Source organism: Streptomyces lunaelactis (genome assembly GCF_003054555.1).
In the GTDB taxonomy this organism is placed as follows: Bacteria; Actinomycetota; Actinomycetes; order Streptomycetales; family Streptomycetaceae; genus Streptomyces; species Streptomyces lunaelactis.
Genome location: NZ_CP026304.1, coordinates 2,699,625 through 2,720,059, shown reverse-complemented (window position 1 = coordinate 2,720,059; position 20,435 = coordinate 2,699,625). Strand labels below are relative to the sequence as shown.

16 protein-coding genes are annotated in these 20,435 nt (G+C 70.0%); 8 read left to right on the top strand and 8 right to left on the bottom strand.

Annotated elements, in window-relative coordinates:
* Positions 1 to 28: 28 nt before the first annotated feature.
* Entirely contained in the window at positions 29 to 1,042 is a 1,014-nt protein-coding gene (locus SLUN_RS12365; RefSeq protein ID WP_254710181.1) for an alkylmercury lyase family protein, read from the top strand.
* 132 nt (positions 1,043 to 1,174) lie between these two features.
* The gene (locus SLUN_RS12360; RefSeq protein WP_108148538.1) at positions 1,175 to 2,143 is read left to right on the top strand and encodes an alpha/beta hydrolase; all 969 of its coding nucleotides are present in this window, start codon (positions 1,175 to 1,177) and stop codon (positions 2,141 to 2,143) included.
* A gap of 164 nt (positions 2,144 to 2,307) precedes the next feature.
* Here the strand turns inward: SLUN_RS12360 and SLUN_RS12355 are convergent, their stop codons facing one another.
* Together SLUN_RS12355 and SLUN_RS12345 are read right to left on the bottom strand one after the other, a co-directional pair.
* Positions 2,308 to 4,539 (bottom strand): MMPL family transporter, encoded by a 2,232-nt coding sequence (locus SLUN_RS12355; RefSeq protein ID WP_108148537.1) that lies wholly within the window; start codon positions 4,537 to 4,539, stop codon positions 2,308 to 2,310.
* An 838-nt stretch (positions 4,540 to 5,377) separates the two neighbouring features.
* Complete coding sequence (locus SLUN_RS12345; protein ID WP_108148536.1) at positions 5,378 to 6,001, bottom strand: TetR/AcrR family transcriptional regulator; 624 nt, start codon at positions 5,999 to 6,001, stop codon at positions 5,378 to 5,380.
* A gap of 188 nt (positions 6,002 to 6,189) precedes the next feature.
* On the opposite strand from SLUN_RS12345, the gene SLUN_RS12340 reads away from it, so the two are divergent.
* The 3 genes from SLUN_RS12340 to SLUN_RS12330 are packed head-to-tail and all read left to right on the top strand — an operon-like array spanning position 6,190 to position 9,820.
* Positions 6,190 to 7,536: a flavin-containing monooxygenase gene (locus tag SLUN_RS12340; protein WP_175313870.1), complete on the top strand. Its 1,347-nt coding sequence runs from the start codon at positions 6,190 to 6,192 to the stop codon at positions 7,534 to 7,536.
* Positions 7,533 to 8,411, top strand: a complete 879-nt coding sequence (locus SLUN_RS12335; RefSeq protein WP_108148534.1) for an SDR family NAD(P)-dependent oxidoreductase — start codon at positions 7,533 to 7,535, stop codon at positions 8,409 to 8,411. Before SLUN_RS12340 ends, SLUN_RS12335 begins: the two co-directional genes overlap by 4 nt.
* Positions 8,408 to 9,820, top strand: coding sequence for an aldehyde dehydrogenase family protein (locus SLUN_RS12330; protein WP_108148533.1), 1,413 nt, complete (start codon positions 8,408 to 8,410; stop codon positions 9,818 to 9,820). The genes SLUN_RS12335 and SLUN_RS12330 overlap by 4 nt, the downstream gene beginning before the upstream one ends.
* Positions 9,821 to 9,841: 21 nt before the next feature.
* Here SLUN_RS12330 and SLUN_RS12325 read toward each other — a convergent pair whose 3' ends face one another.
* Entirely contained in the window at positions 9,842 to 10,924 is a 1,083-nt protein-coding gene (locus tag SLUN_RS12325; protein ID WP_108154695.1) for an AraC family transcriptional regulator, read from the bottom strand.
* A 59-nt stretch (positions 10,925 to 10,983) separates the two neighbouring features.
* On the opposite strand from SLUN_RS12325, the gene SLUN_RS12320 reads away from it, so the two are divergent.
* Positions 10,984 to 12,363 (top strand): MFS transporter, encoded by a 1,380-nt coding sequence (locus SLUN_RS12320; protein ID WP_306610751.1) that lies wholly within the window; start codon positions 10,984 to 10,986, stop codon positions 12,361 to 12,363.
* 164 nt (positions 12,364 to 12,527) lie between these two features.
* On the opposite strand, the gene SLUN_RS12315 is transcribed toward SLUN_RS12320, so the two are convergent.
* The 5 genes from SLUN_RS12315 to SLUN_RS12295 form a co-directional block, all read right to left on the bottom strand.
* Entirely contained in the window at positions 12,528 to 13,523 is a 996-nt protein-coding gene (locus tag SLUN_RS12315; RefSeq protein WP_108148531.1) for an ABC transporter permease, read from the bottom strand.
* Positions 13,520 to 14,461 (bottom strand): ABC transporter ATP-binding protein, encoded by a 942-nt coding sequence (locus SLUN_RS12310; RefSeq protein ID WP_108148530.1) that lies wholly within the window; start codon positions 14,459 to 14,461, stop codon positions 13,520 to 13,522. Before SLUN_RS12310 ends, SLUN_RS12315 begins: the two co-directional genes overlap by 4 nt.
* Positions 14,458 to 14,898, bottom strand: coding sequence for a GntR family transcriptional regulator (locus SLUN_RS12305; protein ID WP_108148529.1), 441 nt, complete (start codon positions 14,896 to 14,898; stop codon positions 14,458 to 14,460). Before SLUN_RS12305 ends, SLUN_RS12310 begins: the two co-directional genes overlap by 4 nt.
* Positions 14,899 to 15,287: 389 nt before the next feature.
* Positions 15,288 to 17,096 carry a sensor histidine kinase gene (locus SLUN_RS12300; protein WP_108148528.1) on the bottom strand — a complete coding sequence of 603 codons (1,809 nt, stop codon included), beginning with the start codon at positions 17,094 to 17,096 and terminating at the stop codon, positions 15,288 to 15,290.
* Positions 17,086 to 17,778: a response regulator transcription factor gene (locus SLUN_RS12295; RefSeq protein WP_257153711.1), complete on the bottom strand. Its 693-nt coding sequence runs from the start codon at positions 17,776 to 17,778 to the stop codon at positions 17,086 to 17,088. The genes SLUN_RS12300 and SLUN_RS12295 overlap by 11 nt, the downstream gene beginning before the upstream one ends.
* Before the next feature lie 318 nt (positions 17,779 to 18,096).
* On the opposite strand from SLUN_RS12295, the gene SLUN_RS12290 reads away from it, so the two are divergent.
* Both SLUN_RS12290 and SLUN_RS12285 read left to right on the top strand, forming a co-directional pair.
* Positions 18,097 to 19,302 (top strand): L,D-transpeptidase, encoded by a 1,206-nt coding sequence (locus tag SLUN_RS12290; RefSeq protein WP_108148527.1) that lies wholly within the window; start codon positions 18,097 to 18,099, stop codon positions 19,300 to 19,302.
* A 251-nt stretch (positions 19,303 to 19,553) separates the two neighbouring features.
* The gene (locus tag SLUN_RS12285) at positions 19,554 to 20,336 is read left to right on the top strand and encodes a L,D-transpeptidase family protein (RefSeq protein ID WP_108148526.1); all 783 of its coding nucleotides are present in this window, start codon (positions 19,554 to 19,556) and stop codon (positions 20,334 to 20,336) included.
* Positions 20,337 to 20,435: the final 99 nt, after the last annotated feature.

The window sequence follows — 20,435 nt, the reverse complement described above, 5'->3', positions numbered from 1 at the left end:
TGGAAGGTCTACGGTCCGGACAGAACTGATGACCGGAGGACAGGCCATGAACGAGCGGGAGACAGCGGTACGGATCACAGTGCTGACGGTTCCCGACTGCCCGAACGCCCCGGCCGTCCGCGAGCGGCTCCAGACCGCCCTCGCCGGCCGGGCCGTGCCCGTGGATCTGGTCGAGGTGTCCGGCGAGGCCAGCGCCGCTCGGTGGGGGATGGCCGGCTCACCCACCGTACTCATCGACGGCGAGGATCCATTCGCCGCTGCAGGCACACGGCCCAGCGTGTCGTGCCGCCTCTACCGCCAGGCGGACGGCACCACCGACGGGGCACCGAGCGTGGCGGACCTGCGGCGGGCGCTTGTGCAGGCCGGTCTGCCCGAGGCGGCCGGGGAAGAGTGCTGCGAGGCGGACATCCTCGATCCTCTGGGCCGAGCAGGCCGGGGCCGCCGCGCGCCCGCCGACCGCGGGCTGCGGGCGGTGCACCAGACGGTGCTGTTGCATTTCGCCGACGCCGGGACCGCACCCGCCCCCGGCGTACTGGACCCGGTCGCCGCCCCGTACGGCCGCACGGCCCGTGACGTGCTGGCCGAGCTGGCTGCCGAGGACTTCCTGACCCTTGATGAGGAGGGGTGGATCCAGGCGGCGTACCCGTTCTCCGCCACACCGACACCGCACCGGGTACGGATCGACGGCGGCACGCGGGCGTGGTCGATGTGCGCGATCGACGCGCTCGGGATCCCGGCGATGCTCGGCCGGGACGTGGTCATCTCCTCCGCGGACCCGGTGACCGGCGAGCCGGTCACCGTCACCACGATCAACCAGAAGTCGGTGTGGGAGCCGGCGGGCGCCGTGGTGTTCGTCGGCCGCCGCTCCGGCTCCGGGCCCGCCGCCTCGGTCTGCTGCGACGTACTGAACTTCTTCACCAGCACCACCTCCGCCCGGACATGGGCGGGCGAACACCCGGACGTGCAGGGCGAGATCGTCGACCAGGCGCGGGCTGAGGGCATCGGGCGGCAGATCTTCGGCACACTGCTCGCCGACGACTGACACGCCGGTCGGCAGTGTCCGCGGCGGCTCAGGGAAGCCAGAGCGCGGCTGACACGCCCGGTTTGCCTCGCTCAATCGTATCTCTTGAGCAATTAAGTTGTGTGCAACTTAATTGTGCACTATCTTTCACGTATGAGCCAGAACACATCGCGTCCCGTTCTCGAACCCGCCGCCGCCGCGTTCGCCGAGGCCACCGCCAATCCGCCGTATCTGTTCGAGATTCCGGTCGCCGATGGCCGCAAGGCCGTCGACGACGTCCAGTCGGGCAAGATCGCCAAGCCCGAGGTGGACGAGGAGTGGGTGAGCGTCCAGGGCGGGCCCACCGGCACGGTCAGGGCCCGGATCGTACGGCCCGCCGGGGTCACCGGCTCTCTGCCAGTGATCCTCTACATCCATGGAGCCGGCTGGGTCTTCGGCAACGCCCACACCCATGACCGCCTCGTCCGCGAACTCGCCGTCGGTGCGCGCGCGGCGGTCGTCTTCCCGGAGTACGACCTGTCGCCGGAGGCGCGCTACCCGGTCGCCATCGAGCAGAACTACGCCGTTGCCCGCTGGATCGTCGCCGAGGGCGCGGGCAAGGGCCTGGACGCCGCGTGGATCGCGGTCGCGGGCGACTCGGTGGGCGGGAACATGGCCGCCGCGCTGACGCTGATGGCCAAGGAGCGCGGTGACGTGCCGCTGGTGGCGCAGGTGCTGTTCTACCCGGTGACCGACGCCGCGTTCGACACCGACTCCTACCAGCAGTTCGCCGAGGGCTACTTCCTGCGCCGCGACGGCATGCGCTGGTTCTGGGACCAGTACACGACCGACGAGACGGAGCGCGCGCAGATCACCGCCTCACCGCTGCGCGCGACTCCGGAGCAGCTGGCCGGTCTGCCCCCGGCCTTGGTGATCACCGGCGAGGCCGACGTCCTGCGCGACGAGGGCGAGGCGTACGCGAACAAGCTCCGCGCCGCCGGCGTACCCGTCACCGCCGTCCGCTACCAGGGCATCATCCATGACTTCGTCATGCTCAACGCCTTGCGTGGGACGAACGCCGCCGAGGCCGCCATCGCTCAGGCCGTCGCCACCCTGCGCACCGCGCTGCACAGCACCCGCTGACCAGGACGGTCGAGACCAAGGCATCCCACGCCGTGACCGTCTCCCAGCCGGACACGGTCAGCGACCTCATCACCAAGGCCGCCAACGGCGCATCGCGCGCGTCTCCCCGGGTAAGGCCGGCCGCATAGCGAGCCCACCGGATCGTCTCCTGAGGGCAGGGGCCCTCAGGAGACGATCCGGGGTTCCTTGCGGTCCGTCGCCGACGCCTGTGCCGACGCCTGCGCCGAAGCCTTCTGGAGGCTGGTTCCTTCGACATCGAGGTCGGGCAGGATCCTGTCCAGCCAGGCAGGCAGCCACCAGGCGCCACGGCCGGCGAGAGCGAGTACTGCCGGTACGAGCGTCATGCGGACGGCGAAGGCGTCGATTGCAACGCCGACGGCCAGGGCGAACGCGATGGGTTTGATCAGGGAGTCGTCCAGGGGGAAGAACCCGGCGAAGACGGTGAACATGATGAGGGCGGCCGCGGTGACGACCCGTACGTTGTGGCGTGCGCCGTCGATCACCGACTGGCGGGCCCGGCCGGTGTGGGCCCATTCCTCTCGCATCCCGGACACGAGGAACACCTCGTAGTCCATGGCCAGTCCGAACAGCACGCCGATCAGGATGATCGGCAGGAAGCTGACGACGGGGCCGCTGTGGGGCACATCGAGGATGTCGGCCAGCCAGCCCCACTGGAAGACGGCGACGACCAGACCGAGCGAGGCGCCCACCGAGAGCAAGAAGCCGACGGCGGCCTTGACGGGGATGACCAGCGACCGGAAGACGATCATCAGCAGGAGCAGGCTGAGGCCGACGACGATGGCGACGAAGGGCAGCAGGGAGTCGCTGAGCCGGTTGGAGACGTCGATATTCACGGCGGTGGTTCCGGTGACCGCGACGGAGGCGCCAGTCGTCTCGCGGATGTCGGGCGCGGCCTTGCGGATGTCGCGGACGAGCTGGTCGGTGCGGACGCTGTCCGGGCCGGAGGCGGGCAGGACCGTGATGACGCTCTGTGCCGGGTCGCTGGTGGGCTGGGGCGGCAGGACTGCCTTGACGTTCTTGAGGTTCCCCAGCTTCTGTGCCACCTGGGCGCCGGCCTGTGAACTCGTGGAAGCCGTGCCGCTGTTGGTGTCGGCCAGGACGAGGAGCGGGCCGTTGAAGCCGGGACCGAACTTGTCGCTGATCGTGTCGTAGGCCTTGCGTTCGGTGGAGGCGTGCGGGGCGGAGCCGTTGTCGGGAAGGGCCAGGCGCAGGTCCGTGGCGGGCAGGGCGAGGGTCACCAGGATGCCCGCGACGGCGAGCACCGTCAGCAGCGGCTTGGCGATGACCCACGTGGTCCAGCGGGTACCCATGGTGGTGCGGCCGGTGGATCCCTCGGCGTCGGCGGCCCGCCGGGCGGCGCGGCTGCCGGGCTTGGGGGTGAGCCGGGAGCCGGCGAATCCCGCGACGGCGGGGACGAGGGTGATCGCCGCCAGTACGGCGATGAGTACGGCTCCGGCGGCCCCGAGGCCCATCGTGGTCAGGAACGGGATGCCGATGACGCTCAGCGCGGCGAGCGCGATGATCACGGTGGTGCCGGCGAAGACCACCGCGCTTCCGGCCGTGCCGGTGGCCAGCGCGATGGATTCCTTCGGGTCGGCTCCGCGGGCCAGTTGCTGGCGGTGGCGCGAGAGGATGAACAGCACGTAGTCGATGCCGACCGCCAGGCCCAGCATGAGGGCGAGAGTGACGGCCGTGGAGGAGATGCTGACCGCGGGTGCGAGAGCGAGCAGCCCGGTCAGACCGACTGCCACACCGATGAGCGCGGGCAGCAGAGCCATGCCGGCGGCCAGCAGCGAACCGAACGTGACGACGAGGACGAGCAGGGCCACAGCCACGCCGATGATCTCCGACGGGCCGACGTGGACGCCTTTGCTGCCGTAGACGGAACCGCCCACCGAGGCCTTCAGCCCGTCCTTCTCCGCCGCCCGGGCGGCAGCCTCGACCGCGTCCACGGATGAAGTGCGGACCTCCGTGTTCTGCACGGGGTACTGGACCTGGACGATCGCCGTGCTCCGGTCGGCCGAGACGGCGCCGGAGGCGCGGGGATCGACGACCTCGCCGACCTGGGGAGCCTTCTTGGCTTCCGCCACGGTCCGGGCGATGGCAGCGGCGTAAGGGGCTTCGGTGACCTGGTGGCCCTTGGGGGCGGTGAGGACGATCTGGGCGCCCGCGCCGGAGGCCTCCGGAAGGGTCTTGCTCAGGCTGTCCAGCGCACCCTGCGACTCGGTGCCGGGCACAGAGAAGCGGTCGTCGAGCTTGCCGCTGAAGACGCTGACGCAGGTGATGAGTGCGGCCAGGACGAAGAGCCATATGCCCAGGACGAGCTTTCGGTGCCGGTAGGCGCTGTGGCCCAGCCGGTGGAGCAGGACGGCCATGACGAACTCCCTTGGACGGTGGGGATTCCCGCACACCCGAGCGCGGACATGGGCGGGGAAGCGGCAGGGGCACGCGTCGGACTCCAGTCACGGGACTGGCCGATGCCGATGGGCGCCGCAATCGGTAGGGGGACTTTATCACCTGCTCAAGTCGATCGATCGAGTCATTCGACTATGGTGCGTGCCACTATCGGCATGAGTCCAGATCGCAGATGTTGTCGGGTGATGAAAACAGTCGACTTTGTCGACCGGAATATCGGCTGTCCGCCCTTTGCTGCCTGCTTCACCGCTGTGAGCAAGGGAGCGTCGATGGCCAGTACGCGCGGCACGCGAGCCGCCCAACCGGTGCAGGAGTGGAGAGTGGCGTCTGGTGATCGGCGCGGGGCCGGCCGGGCTCCCCGCGACGCGAGAGCTCGTCGATCCCGGAGCCGGCCAGGAAGTCGGCATGGTCATGTACCAGGCCGCCGTGACCGGCGAGAGGGCCTACGTGCACGACGGCATGGCCCAGCGGTCTCCGGGCTGGCGCTCTGGCGGGCGGGGGGCTTGTCCGGCATGGGCCGGCTGCGGGGAGGTTCGCCCGGGCGCGAGAGGTTCGACAAGCCCCGCCCGACGGTGGACCGGGCGTGCTCATGGGATTCGCCGGCGGCAAGAATGGCGCAAGCGGGTGCACCGCCAGGCAGGCCGGAGCGGCGGCGCGGTGCCGCGAGCACGTCGCCCCCGAACTCCTGAACCGGAGCTGAGTGAAGGGGGGCGGGGAATGCGTTCCGAGACCCTCAATACGCGCGACCAGGGACCGAATGCGGGAGCATTCGTAGCCGTACGAGTGCTCTGACCGCTGTCAGCTCACAGGTACGGACACGAGGTCCAGTCGACCGCCGGCCATGGCCACCACGGCGGACACGAAGGCCTGGAGGCAGGTGTGCTCGGCCTCCTCGTCGGGGTGCGAGAGGCGTTGCAACGTGAGCCCCTCGAAGCCGGCGAGGAAGAACCGCGCGATCGTTTCCGCAGGCTGGGCGAGGGGCTGGCCGGTGCGTTCGGCCGCCTCGGTCACCAGCTTCGCCGTCACCTCGGTCACGCCCCGGTACTGGCTCTCGAGGGCCTCGCTCAGGGCGGGCGAGCGGAGCGCGTACATGGTCAGTTCCATGAGGAGTTGATGACTGGCGGGTTGCTCACGCACCGTTCGCCACAGGGCGGCCGCCAGCGTCCCGGCCGTCTCCTCGAATCCGGCGTCGGCCGGCGCGGCCCGCTCGACCTGTGCGACCAGATCCTGCGTGAGCTGCTCCATGACAGCGCGGTACAGCCCTTCCTTCGTGCCGAAGATGTAGTGCACCGTGGCCTGAGCCACCCCCAGCTCAGCGGCGATGGCACGAGTACTTCCGGCCGCGACTCCTTCCCTCGTCATGAAGTCGATGGCCGCTTTGATCAGCTGAGGGCGGCGCTCGGCCGCGGGAACATGAGCCATGGCCACATCATAGCGACTGAGTCCCATGAACAAGTCGCCCGAACAAGTCAGGCTTCCTGCCGACGGATGTCGTGGTGGCGCGGCCGCTGAGGTCCGGTCCGTGGCCGCGTGGGTCAGTTCCCGCTGAATGGCTGGTGAATACGTTTCCTCCAACGCCCGTGAAACGGGTGGAACGAGGAGGCAGGCCCGTGAAGGAAAGCCAGTTTGATACGTGCGTGATCGGGGCGGGACCTGCCGGGCTGGCGGTCGCCAGGGCCCTGGCGGAGCGGAATCTGCCGTACACGCATCTTGAGCGGCACACCGGCCCCGGCGGTATCTGGGACATCGAGAATCCCGGCAGCCCGATGTACGAGTCGGCCCATTTCATTTCCAGCAGGACCCTGTCGGGTTTCGGCGGTTTTCCGATGCCCGACGACTTCGCGGATTACCCGCCGCACCGGCAGATCCTGTCGTACCTGCGGTCCTTCGCCGATGCCTACGGGCTGACGGACCGGATCGAGTTCGGCGTGGAGGTCGACGGCGTCGAGAAGAACGCGGACGGCACCTGGATGGTCACCCGGGCCGACGGTCGGCAGAGCGTGCACGGGCAGGTCGTCGTCTGTACGGGCTCGCAATGGCACCCCAACATCCCCCAACTGCCGGGGGAGTTCAGCGGGGAAATCCGGCACACCGTCGGCTACCGCAGCGCGGAGGAGCTGCGGGGCAAGCGGGTCCTGGTCGTGGGCGCGGGGAACTCCGGCTGCGACATCGCGTGCGACGCGGCCCGGACCGCGGACCACGCGGTGATCAGCATGCGGCGCGGGTACTGGTTCATTCCCAAGCACCTGTTCGGCCGGCCGGTGGACACCATCGCCAACAGCGGGCCGCAGCTGCCGATGTGGCTGGCCCAGCGGGTCTTCGGTGCCCTCCTGCGGATCATCAACGGTGATCCGACGCGGCTGGGGCTGCCGAAGCCGGACCACAAGCTGTTCGAGACCCACCCGGCCATCAACTCGCTGCTGATCCACCACCTCCAGCACGGCGACATCACCGCCAAGCCCGGGATCGCCCGCACAGAGGCCAGGACCGTGCACTTCACCGATGGCACGAGCGACGACTTCGATCTCATCCTGCTGGCCACGGGCTACGTCCACAAAGTGCCGGTCGCGCAGCAGCACGTCGGCGACGAACAGCACCCCGACCTGTACCTGTCGTCGTTCTCGCGCGAGCACCAGGGCCTGTTCGGCATCGGCTTCGTGGAGACCAACTCCGGTGCGTACCAGCTCTTCGACACCCAGGCGCAGCTGATCGCCGGGTACGTCCACGACGTGCGGCACGGGCTGCCGAACGCGGAGCGGTTCGCCCGCATGATCCGCGCCGACCGCCCGGATCTGTCCGGCGGGCTGAAGTTCGTCGACTCGCCCCGCCACACCGGCTACGTCGACAGCGGGGCCTTCGTGAAGTACCTGGGCAAGGTCGCGGGGGAGATGGGCTGGCGTACCGAGGGCCGACCGCCGTCGGTGCGGACCCTGCGACGCACGGAGGCGGCGGCATGAGCGGGTTCGACTTCACCGACAAGGTCATGCTGGTGACCGGCGGCGCGGGTGGCATCGGCAGTGCTCTGTGCCGCCGCTTCGCCTCCGGTGGCGCCTGGTGCGTCGTCGTCGACATCGACGAGACCCGCGCCAAGAACGTGGCCGCGGAGCTTCCCGGCGCCGGGCACACGGGCATCGGCTGCGACCTGATGGACGGCGCCCAGGTGGAGCGGCTGTTCGAGCTTGTCGCCGAGGCCCACGGCCGCCTCGACGTGCTCGTCAACAACGTGGGCATGACGAGCGCGGAACGCTTCGACGTCCGCAGCGTCGAGAGCATCGAGCGGGAGATCACCCTCAACCTGACCTCCCCGCTGGTCGCCACCCGGATCGCGATCCCCCTGCTGAAGGCCTCTCGGGACGCCCGGGTGGTCACCACGGTCTCCCTCGGCGGGATCTTCCCGCTGGGCGAGACCCCGGTCTACACCGCTTCCAAGTTCGGGCTGCGGGGCGCGATGCTCGCCATCGGGCTCGACCTCAGGAGCAAGGGCATCCTGGCCGGCTCGGTGCTGCCGTCGGCGACCGACACCCGGATGCTGCGCCAGGAGGCCGTGGAGGGCGGGAACTCCATGCAGTTCCAGGACCGGCCGCAGCAGCCCGCCGACGTCGTCGCGGCCGTGCTGAGCCTGCTGGACAAGCCCCGTCTGGAGGCCTACCCCCGGCCCGGTGAGTCCCGTCTGGTGCGGTTCGCGATGCTTGTGCCGAACCTGTTGCCCAGGCTCTTCCCGCTGTTCCGCAAGCGCGGTGAGCGCGGCATGGCCCGCTATCTGGAGGACCTCCGCCGACGCGGACTGGCCCGCCGGACCGACGGGCGCTGGGAGTTGGTGGAGGAGGTATGACCACGAACGAGATGCTGCACGTCATCAACCCCGCCACTGGGGAGCCGATCGCCACCCTGCCCGCCGCGAGCGCCGACGACGTCGCCAAGGCCGCCGAGCGGGCCCGGCAGGTCTGCGACGCCGGGGTGTGGTCGCGGCTGCCGGTCCGGGAGCGCGGCGCGGTGCTGCTGCGGCTGGCCGACCTGATGGAACGCGACGCCGGGATCCTCGCCCGGCTGGACAGCGAGGACGCGGGCAAACCGATCACGGAATGCCGTACCGGCGACGTACCGGGTGCCATCGAGTCGATCCGCTGGTTCGCCGAGGCGGCCGACAAGGTCTTCGGCCGCCTCGCGCCGGGCGGGCCCGACGGTCTCGGTCTCATCAGCCGCGAGCCGGTCGGGGTCGTCGCGGCGATCCTGCCGTGGAACTACCCGCTCGCCATGACCGCCTGGAAGGTCGGCCCCGCCCTGGCCGCGGGCAACTGTCTCCTGGTCAAGCCCGCCGAGGCGACCCCGCGCTCGGCCCTGCACCTGGCCGCACTCGCCGCCGAGGCCGGCCTGCCCGACGGGGTGCTCACGGTGCTGCCCGGATACGGCCGGGAATCCGGGGCGGCCCTGGCCCGTGACCCCCTCGTGGGGGCGCTCTCCTTCACCGGGTCCACCGCGACCGGCCGCCGCATCCTCAAGGCCGCGGCCGAGAGCAACTTCAAGCGCGTCTCGCTGGAGATGGGCGGCAAGAGCCCCCAGGTCCTGATGGCCGACGCGCTCTCCTACGGTGACGAGCTGATCGACCACATGACCGAAGCCGCGTTCCTGACCATGGGGCAGAACTGCACGGCCGGCTCCCGTGTTCTGGTGCACCGCAGTATCGCCGAGGAGGTTGTGGAGCGGCTCACGGCTGCGGCGAGAGAGCTCGTCATCGGTGATCCGGCCGATCCGCGCACCCAGATGGGGCCGCTCATCAATCGCACTGCCTTCGACCGGGTCGCGGGAGCCGTGGAGGCAGCCCGGGCCGGCGGAGCCCAGATCCACAGCGGGGGACTGCCCCACGGGCTGCCTCCGCGGGGTGCCTACTACCCGCCCACCGTGATCACCCGCGCCCCCGACGGCAGCGACGTCCTCACCAAGGAGCTGTTCGGTCCCGTAGTCACCGTCCAGACCTTCACCTCGCAGGACGAGGCGGTGCGGATGGCCAACGCCACCGAGTACGGGCTCGCTGCCTCGGTGTGGACCCGCGACCTCGACACCGCGCTGCGGCTGGCACGCGGCATCGAGGCAGGAGTGGTCTCCGTCAACGCCTACAGCGAGGGCGACATCACCACCCCTTTCGGCGGCTGGAAGCAGTCCGGCTTCGGTGGCGTGGAGAAGTCCACCAACGCCTTCGACCAGTGGACCCGGGAGAAGACGGTCTGGATCCGCACCCGCTGACCCGAGCCGTCGGCTGACACGTCATTCCGTGTGCCGCGCCCCCTGGAGCATCTGCTCCCGCAGGTGGACCGGGGAGGTGCCGTGCCAGCGGCGTACCGCGCGGCGCAGCGCCCGTTCGTCGGAGAATCCCGCCCGGCGGGCGATGTCGCGCAGCGTCAGTTCCCGGCGGAGCAGCAGCTGTTCGACGCGTTCCCGGCGTACTCCCTCGGCGAGTGCCTCGTACGTCGTGCCGCAGTCGGCCAGCCGGCGGCGCAGCGTCCGCTCGCTCGTCGCATGCCGCCGTGCCTGCTCGCCGAACGAAGGGATCACCGGGAGGCTCTGCGCGACGGAGATCTCCAGCACCTCCAGCAGGTCCTGCTGGTCGCGGCGGGAAGCCATCTGCGCGTCGAGCATCTCCAGAGTGGACGCGTAGGTCACAGGATCCCGGCCGGGCATCCGGGCACGGGCCCACGCAGGGTCGATGACCACGAGGTCGGCCGGGGCGCCGAAGCGGACCGGACAGCTGAACAGAGCGCCGTACAGCTCGCTTTGGCGAGGTGGCGGACAGGAGAACTCCACCACCCTCGGCGCGAAGGCAGGGCCGACGGCCAGCCGGGACAGGGTGACCACGGAGGCGAGCCCCTCCTCGACCAGGAAGCCGGCGACGGCCGGGTCCATGCCGGGATCGGGAAGGTCGGCGCGCAGCACGAAGGCGCCGTCCTCCTCGCTCACGCCGGCCGACCACACCACCATCGCCCCCGAAAGGTTCTGGTACTTCACCCCGGTCTCGATGGCGTGGCGCAGCGTGTCGTCGGCCATCAGGGCGAAGCCGAGCAGGCCCCACGCCGTAAGGTGCTGCGCCGCACCGACCTCCAGCCCCAGGCGCTCGTCCCTGGTGAGTTCCAGCGCACGGCGGATCACGGCGCTGCCCTGCCGGTACGACACCCTCAGCGCGGCGGAGCGCATGACCGTCTCGTCCAGCCCGACCTGTTTCAGCAGGGGCCGCAGATCGATGCCGCGCCCGTCGGCGACCACGACGAGATAGCGCAGGATGTTCGGCTGAATCGTCGCCGACGTGCTGCGGCTGGTCCCGGGAGGGTCTGCCGGGCCGGGGGCAAAGGACATCGCACTCACCTTCTCCTGGGCGACCACCGTAAGCATCCCGGCACCACCGGTCGCAGGCTCTGGCCCCCGAAGTCCCCTGTACGGCCCCTGGCGTCCTGCGCTCGCCCACCGCGCCCTGGCTACGGTTTCCGGAACCCGCACCGCATGCACGTCGGCCCTCCCGGGCACACAGGAAATGGAGGCGCGACAGCACCATGTCCCTCAACGTTCCAAGCAGGGCGAGCGCCTGGCGCCCGGCCCCCAAGGCCGGCGCCCAAAGGGCCGCGACCATCGCGTTCGCCGCACAAGGTGTGTCCGTCGCCGCCGTGTACACGACCGTCCCCGCTGTCACCGAACACCTGAAACTGGCTCCGCTCCTGACGACCACCGTCATGGTGGCGGTGGCACTGATGGCAGGGGGCGGCAGCTTCCTGGGTCTGGCCGCGATCCGCCGCGCCGGTCCCGTCGCCACGATCCGCGGGGCCATACTGACGGCCGTCGCCGCGCTGGTGCTGATCGGGCGGGCCGCTGACGAGGCGACCGTCATCTGCGCGTACATCCTCTTCGGGCTCGCTGTCGGTGCCCTCGACGTCGGGGTCAACACCCGGGCTGCGGCGGTCGAACGCGCCTACAGCCGCAGCGTGTTCGGCTCCTTCTACACGGCATGGAGCGTGGGCGGCGTCGTCGCGGCCCTGCTCACCGCGGGGGCGGCACGGCTGGAGTGGTCCGTAGCCGACGGCCTGAACGTGCAGGCAGGCATCGTCCTACTCCTCGCCCTCTGCATACGCTCACACACCCTTCCCTCCTCCGACGAGCCATCGGACACCCTCGCGCAGCCGCCCCTTGGGCGCCGCCTCTGGATCCGGCTCATCCCTTTCGGCCTGGTCCTCCTCGTTGTCTACGTCGTCGAATCCACCGTCTCGGCCTGGTCGGCGGTTTACCTGCGCCAGACCCTCGCCGCGTCCCTCGCGGTGGCGCCGCTGGCTTACGCGGCCTACCAGGCCGGCACCGTCGTCGGCCGCGCCGCCACCGACCAACTCGTGCAGAAGTTCGGAGCGGCCGCCGTCGTCCGCACCGCGATTCTGATGCTCACGTGCGCCCTGGCAGGCATGGCCGCAGCTCCGAGCTGGCCGTTCGCCGTTCTCGCGGCCGGGGCGGTGGGTCTGGGGGCGTCCGTCCTGGCTCCGCTGTGTCTGGCCTCCGCCGCGCGGCTGCGTCCCGCTGCCTCGGAGGTGGTCCTGGCGCGCCTGAACCTCTTCAACTATGTCGGCGTTGTCACCGGTGGCGCCGTGAGCGGGCTCCTCGGCTCCACCGGCCAGTTCCGTCTCGCCTACGCGGCACCGGCCGCCCTGGCGGTTCTTCTCCTGGCCGCCGCCCGCCATTTCACCCAGCCTCCGAGCTCGGCCCGTATGGAGAGCGTCCCTCCCGCCGACCGGGCAGATCCTCGGCTATTCGGCTGAGAGTTCCGCGAGGGGTTCTCTCGACGGGCGCGGACACGGCCGCGCGGGCGGTACAGGCTCCCGCCGGCACCGCCCGCGTCTCTTGCCGTCGGCCTGGGGCCGTGTCTGGCAAATCCCGCCTGGTGCCGCCCTGCGGGCGGACGGCGCCATGTGTCAGACACGGCCTAGTACAGCCGCTTGCGGCCCCACCAGAAGATGAACACCGCGACGGCGGCCGTGAGGGCGAGCAGGATCGCGGACCCGGTCCACATCATGGGGGACAACTCCGAGGGGGGCAGGTAGTCCACCGACCAGCCGACGATGTCGTTGTCGTTCAGGCACGCGTTGATCGCCTGCTCGGTCTCCTTGGCGCAGCTGCCATGGTCGAGGAGCTCTCCAGAGCCGGTGAGGTAGGACTGGTCCGTGTCATAGGCGGCTTCGGGCAGCTGCGGGAACGTGCCGTCGCCGGCGCCGTCATGCGTGGTGACCGTGACCACGTTGCCGAGATCCATCCAGCGAAAGGCCCAGACGAGCTGCACCGTGACGGCGAAGCCGAAGGTGACCACCATGGACAGCAGCGTGCGGCGCAGGACCATGCCGATCGCCACACCTGCGACCGTTGCGAGCAGGCTGAGCGCCATCGGCACCGGGCCCGTGGCGCTGCCCACCACCCAGTAGAGTTCCCTGTCCTCCTTGCTGACCGGTTCCAACCACCAGCCGAACGCGGCGGAGAGCGCCGCGGTGCACACCGTGACCACGAGCACGGCCATGCCGAGCTTCATGGCGAGCCAGCGGCCGCGGCTCACCGTCTGCGACGTGACGAGCTTGCCGGTGCCGTGCTCCAGGTCGTTCGCGATCAGCGGGGCGCCCAGGAAAACGCCCACCAGGACGGGCATGAGGAAGCCGAGTGCGGACGAGGTGTTGGACAGCAGGGATCCGTATGTCTCGAAGCCGGCCGGCAAGTCCGGCGACTTCGGGTTGGGCCAGCCGATCCCGTTGAGGTAGTCCATCATGCTCGCGCGCTGGTAGGCGAACCATGCGATGCCCGCGGCGGTGACGGCGAGCCCGGTCCAGAACGCGGCTCGGTGCTGGCGCCAGACCAGCCAGGTCAGGCCGCTGAGCCGCGGGCCGCGGCGGGAGGGTGCGGAGGCCGGGGCGTGGGCGGTGGTCGTGGTGCTCATGCTGCTGCCGCCTTCGGGTCGACCTGGGCGCTGGGGCTGATCAGGGGTGGTGTGTCGGGGGAGCGGAGGTAGGCGAGGAGGATCTCTTCGAGGTTGGGGGTGCAGGCCTGCCAGGTGCCGGCGACGGGTCCGTCGGGTCGGACGAGTGCGGTGACCTGCCGACCGCTGACGCGGGATTCGACGACGGTGTGCCGAGCGAGGTCCTGGGGGACGCCCTCACCCGTGTGGGCCCCGGTGAGCAGGGTGTGGGCGGTGAGGAGGTCTTCGACCTCGCCGGCCAGGCGGACACCGCCCGAGGCGATGACGATGAGGTAGTCGCAGATGTTCTCCAGGTCGGCGAGCATGTGGGTGGACATCAGTACGGTGGTGCCGTGCTCGGCGGCCTCGGCCATGAGGACGGACATGAGTTCGTGGCGTACCAGCGGGTCGAGGTCGGACATGGGCTCGTCGAGGATGAGCAGGTCGGGACGCCTGCCGAAGGCGAGGGCGAAGGCCACACGGGTGCGCTGGCCGCCGGAGAGAGTGCCGATCCGCGCGGTGAAGGGCACATTGCCGGAACGGACGATCTCCTCGGCGGTCTTCTGGTCCCAGCGGGGGTTCAACTCCCGGCCCAGGCGCAGGATCTCGGCGACGGTGAACCGCCGGAACAGCGGCTTCTCCTGGGCGAGGAAGGCGGTGCGCCGGTTGGCCTCCTCAGACCCCGGGGCCGCGCCGAACACCCGGACGGTGCCCGTCGTCGGCTTCAGCAGGTTCACCGCCGTCCCCATCAGCGTGGTCTTGCCCGCGCCGTTCGGGCCGACGAGCCCGCAGATCCGCCCGGCCGGCAGCCGGAACGAGCAGTCCTTGAGCGCCCAGCCGCGCCGGTACCGCTTCCCCAGGCCGTACGCCTCGATCGCGGATTCCTCCGCGAACCCCCCATTGCCTATGACCGTACTCACTTGAGCTCCTCGCTCTCACGGCTGTGACTGCTTCCGGCGGTCGCCGCGCCCTCTGCGTACCGCTCCTCCAGGACCGACGCGACCAGGGCAGTCACGTCGTCCGGCTCGAGACCCGCCGCGCGGGCCCGGTCCATCCACGCCACCAGCTCTCCGCGCAGCGGGGAGTCGGCGGCAGCCTGAGGCTGGGCCAGTGACCGGCGTACGAACGTCCCCAGGCCGGGGCGCGGTTCGACCAGTCCCTCCCGCTCCAGCTCCCGGTAGGCCTTGAGGGTCGTGTTCGGGTTGACCGCGCTGGTCTCCGCGACCTCCTTGGCCGTCGGCAGCCGGTCACCGGGCAGGAGAACGCCAAGCCGCAGAGCCTGCTTGGTCTGCAGGATGATCTGCTGGTAGGCGGCGGTCCCGCTGCGTCTGTCGATACGGAACTCGATCTCCTTCACCACCCTTTAGCTAGTTAGTTAGTGGAATGACGATGGAGGTTGGCGCGGACCTTGTCAAACCCAACTGGTCAGCGAGTACGCGCAGTAGAAAGCCGCCTACCGCATCCATCGGGAAGGGAGGAGCGCGGTCGGCGGCCCGAGTGCGGCCGGGGGAGCGGAGGACGGCCGGCCCTGCCGGGACGCTGTCGGCGTTGCGCAGGCCCGGCAGACCACCAGGGTCTTTCGCCGTCGCACGGCCATGATGCGACCGGTTGGGCGGAATGCCGCCGAAGCGGGCAACCCAGGCTGAGCAGCACTACCGCGTGTCCTGGCGCAGCCCGAAGGGGACCGGCACGTTCAGGCCCAGCACATGCCTGCCGATCGGCGACCAGATCAACGTTCAACGCACTTCATGGCGACAGGCTGTCCGGCTCCGGTCCGAGGGGAAGCCGGACGGTGAAAGCCGCCCCGGCGCCGGGCGGGCTGTCAGCGGTGACGGTTCCGCCGTGCGCCTCGACGAGCTGGCGGACGATGGACAGACCCAGTCCGCTGCCGCCGGTGCGTCTGCTGCGGGACTTCTCGGCCCGCCAGAAACGCTCGAAGACATGGGGCAGGTCCTCGGGGGCGATGCCGCCTCCTGTGTCCTCCACCGTGAGGACGGCCAGGTCACCGGCCTGCCGGGCGGTGAGGGTGACCGTGCCGTCCGCGGGGGTGTGCCGGAGCGCGTTGGCGACGAGATTGCCCAGGGCCTGGCGCATCCTCACCGGGTCGGCGTCCAGCCAGAGGCCGGGAGTGGTGCGGGTGCGCAGGCGGATGCCCGCGGCCTCGGCCCGGCTGCGATGCGCCGACACCACCTGAGCGACGAGTTCGTCCACGCCCACAGGCTCGCGGTGCAGCCTCAGGGTGCCGGCGTCGACGGCGGCGAGATCCTGCAGATCGTCGATGATGTGCTGCAGCAGCAGGGCCTCGTCGTGCAGGGAAGCGATGAGATCCGGGTCCGGGGGAAGCAGCCCGTCGCGGGTGACTTCGAGCCAGCCGCGGATATTGGTCAGCGGGGTCCGCAACTCGTGGGCGATGTCGCTGACCATGGCCTTGCGCTGGGCTTCCAGCTGTTCGCGGCGCGCGGTGAGATCGTTGAAGGCGGCCGCCAGATAGCCGGTCTCGTCCTTGGTGGTGACGGCTACGCGCGCGTGCCGCTGCGGTGGCTGCTGAGCCGCGGCCGTCAGGGCTCGCAGGGGACGGACGAGGCGGATCGCGACGACTGCGGTCATGGCGACGGTGACCGCCAGGACGAGACCCGTGACGCCGACGATCTTGGCTTTGTTGGCGGGGGAGAGGTTGAAACCTGTGGGCTGCCGGCCCAGGCTGCCCAGAAAGAGTCTGGCCCTCGGGGCGACGTACGGGTCGAGTTGTGTGCGGCGCGCACTGTCGACGCAGCTCTGCGTCTGACCGAGCGGGCGGCCGCTGTCGCTCGCCGGGGTGTCGAAGCCGGGAATCAAGTCGATGCCGGCTCCGGCCAGCGGGGTTCCTTTCCCCTGCTCGAGATCGGGGCAGGACACGATCAGGGCGTTGAGTTCGTCCAGCGCCTTCATCTCGGTGCGTGTGGGGGTGTTGAGTTCTCCGTCGGCGCACTGCAGCGGCACGGTTGCCTCCCCGCCGTCGGACGTAACCACTGTGCGGCCGCTGGGGCTTTGGCTGCTGCTGCCGTCGCTTCCGTACCGCCGCATGCACGCCAGACGCTTCTCGGCGAGCGTCTTTACCTGTGCCCGTTCGGCCGGGGGGAGCAGATACGGTCCCACCGCCCGTGGGTCGATCCCGGCGAGCTGGGCTCCCGGTTCGGTGTACGTGTCCGTGTTCAGCGGTTCGACGGTGGCCGAGGCGCGGGCGGGCAGGGCGGTACCCGGGGCGGCGGAGTCGGCGATGGTGAGCCCGGTCTCGGTCGTCAGGGCGATGCGCCGGTCCGTGGTGCGTGACAGCGTGCGCACCAAGGTCTGTACGCCGTCCCAGTCGGCGTGGGTCGCGGCGAAACCGCCGAGCTGCCGCAGGATGTCGGTGTCGTCGGAGAGCACCTGACCGCGCTCCTCCTGGATGGCACGCGTGGTGGTCTCCACGGCCAGCCATGCCGTGGCACCCACGGAGACGGCGGCGATGGCCATGGAAGTGAACAGCAGCCGCACCGAAAGGCTCTTACGCCAGGGAATACGAGGACTAGGAGTCATGGCCGCCGACGAGTTTGTAGCCGACGCCGAAGACCGTCAGCAGCCGGACGGGTCTGCGCGGGTCGGGTTCGATCTTCTTGCGCAGGTTCATGATGTGTACGTCGATGGCGCGTTCGGTTGAGGCACGGTCGTGGCCACGGGTGTGCTCCAGCAGTTGACGGCGTGAGAACACCCGGTCGGGTTCCGCGGTCATGGCGTGGAGGATGGCGAATTCGCCGGGGGTGCACGTGACGGGGATGCCGTCACAGGTCACCAGGTGCCGTACGGGATCGACGGTGATGCAGCCTGCGCGCAGCAGAGGCGACTGCTCGGCGGGGCGGAGGGCACGGCGCAGCACGGTGCGTATACGGGCCATCAGCTCCCGTGGGCTGTACGGCTTGGTCATGTAGTCGTCCGCGCCGAGTTCGAGGCCGAGCAGTACGTCGTCCTCGGTGGAGCTGGCGGTGAGCATGAGGACGGGTATGTCCCCGTCCTGGCGCAGCACGCGGCACACGCCGAAACCGTCGACCCTGGGCAGCATCAGGTCCAGGACGACCAGGTCGGGTCTGCGGCTCTTGGCCTCGTCGATCGCGGCCCGGCCGTCGTGGACCACGACGGCGGTGTGCCCCTCTTGAAGCAGCAGCCGGTGTATGAGCCTGGCCTGCATTTCGTCGTCTTCCGCCACCAGAATATGTGCGCACACGCCACTGACTCTATGCGTGCGGGAACGACATCGGGCCGACGTGCGGGCCTTCCCACACCCTCACAACTTCCTGATATCCGCCCGCCAGGCTGGGCGCAGCCCTGGGGCACGTCCGGCGCAGCCATCACGCCGGGCAGCTGCCGGGTGTGACGGCGACGGCGAGCCGAAGTGCTGCGGCCCGGCCCGCAGCCACGGAGCGCCCGGCGCCCGGCCGGACGCAGTCACGCCGATCAGCGCCGACACCGCGCCGCTCGAACCTGGGGCTCTTTTCCCACGACTCGGTGGGACACGCCACTCAACGCGTACGACGGAGACCCCATGCACCGCACCCGCCCCGCCCCAGCCCTCGCTGTCCTGTCGATCTCGATATGCCTTCTGGCCGGATGCAGCACCGGGCCGGCAGACACGAACGACCGCGCGAAGGCGCCGTCGTCCGCCGCCAGGGCCACCGCCACGCCACGAATACACCTGAACGCCGCCGACGGACAGAGCGATGTCTCCGTCAGACGCGGCGGCCGCGTCACGGTCGAGGCGGGCAGGATCACCAAGGTGTCCCTCGTCACCGCGAACGGCCGGGTGGTGCGCGGCAAACTCTCCCCGGACAAGAAGACCTGGGCACCCGATGCCGCCCTCGACCACGGCACCGCCCACCGGCTGACCGTGGTGGCTGCCCACGAGGACGGACGCGAGGACACGAAGCGGATCGCGTTCACGACACTCGCCGAAACCGACCGCTTCACCGGCACGTTCACCCCGGACAACGGAGCCACGGTCGGGGTGGGGATGCCGGTCTCGTTCACCTTCGACAAGGCGATCACGGACAAGAAGGCCGTCGAGTCCGCCATCGAGGTCAGTTCCAGCGGCAAACAGCCCGTCGTCGGCCACTGGTTCGGCGCGCAGCGCCTCGATTTCCGTCCACAGAACTACTGGAAGGCCCACTCCACCGTCACTGTCAGGATCGGCCTCGACGGAGTCAAGGGCGCCCAGGGCGCGTATGGCGAACAGAGCAGGACCATCCGGTTCACCGTCGGCCGCAGTCAGGTCTCCACCGTGGACGCCTCCGCGCACCGGATGACGGTCGTCCGCGACGGCAGGACCGTGAAGACCGTCCCCATCACGGCGGGCGCCAAGAACTCGCCCACGTGGAACGGCCGGATGGTGATATCGGAGAAGCTGATCAGCACGCGAATGAACGGAGCCACGGTGGGCTTCGCCGGCGAGTACGACATCCCCGACGTCCCGCACGCCATGCGCCTGTCCACCTCGGGCACGTTCATCCACGGCAACTACTGGGGCGCGGACTCGGTGTTCGGCCGGTCCAACATCAGCCACGGCTGCGTGGGGCTGAACGACGCCCGGGGCGGCGGCGACCCCGGTCAGGACGGCGCCTGGTTCTACGACCACTCCCTCGTCGGTGACGTGGTCGTGGTGAAGAACTCGGACGACAAGACGATTGCCCCTGACAACGGCCTCAACGGCTGGAACATGCCGTGGAACCAGTGGAAGGCGGGCTCCGCACTCTGAGGCGGACCGTGCCGGTGGGGATGCCGGATGCCATCTCTGCCGGCCTCGCCCATCGGTGGCCCGCCAAGTGCCGCCACGCGTTGTCCCTCCGTCTGACCTCGCGCGATGGAGCTGACACGTTCCTCACATGTCTCATCCACGTTGAAGACATGGCTTCATCAACCAGTCGCCCGCACCGACGGTGTCCCCGTGCACCGTTCGGGAACCGTCAAGCGACCACCTCCATAGCCCAGGGCCTGAACCATCTGAGGATGTCGGCCACCGTCCTGGCCCTGTCCATAACTCTTGCCGGATGCGGGGGCATCGGCGCCGGGACAGCCGACGACGCCGGGCCGGCGGCCGTCGGTGCGGGGGACACGTCAGTCCCCGCGTCCGGCGCCTTCGGCACGACACAGGCCATGCCCCGGCCGACAGCCCCGGACACCGAAGCGTCCGCCGCATCGGTGCCTGCGCGGCTGCCGGGCCTGGGCCCGCGGACGCTGGCCGAGATCCCCGGCAACGCGCGGCAGGTTGTCCTGGTCACCGGCAGGGGCAAGAACTCCCCGACATCGCGGGTAGTGCTGTACAACCGCACAAGCGCGGGCTGGGAGCCAGGAGAAACCTGGCCCGCCCACAACGCTCTCAAGGGCTGGACGGACAACCACGTCGCCGGCGATCTCCACTCGCCCATCGGCGTGTTCACCCTCACCGATGCCGGCGGGCTGCTCAAGGATCCCGGTACCAAGCTGCCGTACGACCAGTCGCACGGCTTCACCATCGGCGGCAAGGGCTTCGATGGCGAGCCGCTGAAGGGCTCCTTCGACTACGTCGTCGCGATCAACTACAACCGCAAGACCGGAACCACCCCCCTCGACTGGACCCGCCCCCTCGGCAACGACAAGGGCGGCGGCATCTGGCTGCACGTCGACCACGACGGACCTACGCATGGCTGTGTGAGCCTCACGAAGAAGCACATGAGGGAACTCCTGCTCACGCTCGATCCCGACCAGCACCCGGTGATCGTCATGGGGGACGCCGAGTCGCTCAAACGCTGACGCGTGACCTGCACTTTCGCCGCCCCTCTGTCCGGCCGGGGGCGGCGCGGTTTCCGGTCCGTCGGAGCCGCCGTACTCGAACAGCCGGTGGGACGGCGG

What these genes read in the sequence shown, in the direction of transcription:
- SLUN_RS12335 (WP_108148534.1), top strand. Translation starts at nt 7,533, where the DNA reads ATGAGCGGGTTCGACTTCACCGACAAGGTCATGCTGGTGACCGGCGGC.
- SLUN_RS12290 (WP_108148527.1), top strand. Translation starts at nt 18,097, where the DNA reads ATGCACCGCACCCGCCCCGCCCCAGCCCTCGCTGTCCTGTCGATCTCG.
- SLUN_RS12330 (WP_108148533.1), top strand. Translation starts at nt 8,408, where the DNA reads ATGACCACGAACGAGATGCTGCACGTCATCAACCCCGCCACTGGGGAG.
- SLUN_RS12365 (WP_254710181.1), top strand. Translation starts at nt 29, where the DNA reads ATGACCGGAGGACAGGCCATGAACGAGCGGGAGACAGCGGTACGGATC.
- SLUN_RS12325 (WP_108154695.1), bottom strand. Translation starts at nt 10,924, where the DNA reads ATGTCCTTTGCCCCCGGCCCGGCAGACCCTCCCGGGACCAGCCGCAGC.
- SLUN_RS12315 (WP_108148531.1), bottom strand. Translation starts at nt 13,523, where the DNA reads ATGAGCACCACGACCACCGCCCACGCCCCGGCCTCCGCACCCTCCCGC.
- SLUN_RS12285 (WP_108148526.1), top strand. Translation starts at nt 19,554, where the DNA reads ATGTCGGCCACCGTCCTGGCCCTGTCCATAACTCTTGCCGGATGCGGG.
- SLUN_RS12300 (WP_108148528.1), bottom strand. Translation starts at nt 17,096, where the DNA reads ATGACTCCTAGTCCTCGTATTCCCTGGCGTAAGAGCCTTTCGGTGCGG.
- SLUN_RS12345 (WP_108148536.1), bottom strand. Translation starts at nt 6,001, where the DNA reads ATGGCTCATGTTCCCGCGGCCGAGCGCCGCCCTCAGCTGATCAAAGCG.
- SLUN_RS12355 (WP_108148537.1), bottom strand. Translation starts at nt 4,539, where the DNA reads ATGGCCGTCCTGCTCCACCGGCTGGGCCACAGCGCCTACCGGCACCGA.
- SLUN_RS12360 (WP_108148538.1), top strand. Translation starts at nt 1,175, where the DNA reads ATGAGCCAGAACACATCGCGTCCCGTTCTCGAACCCGCCGCCGCCGCG.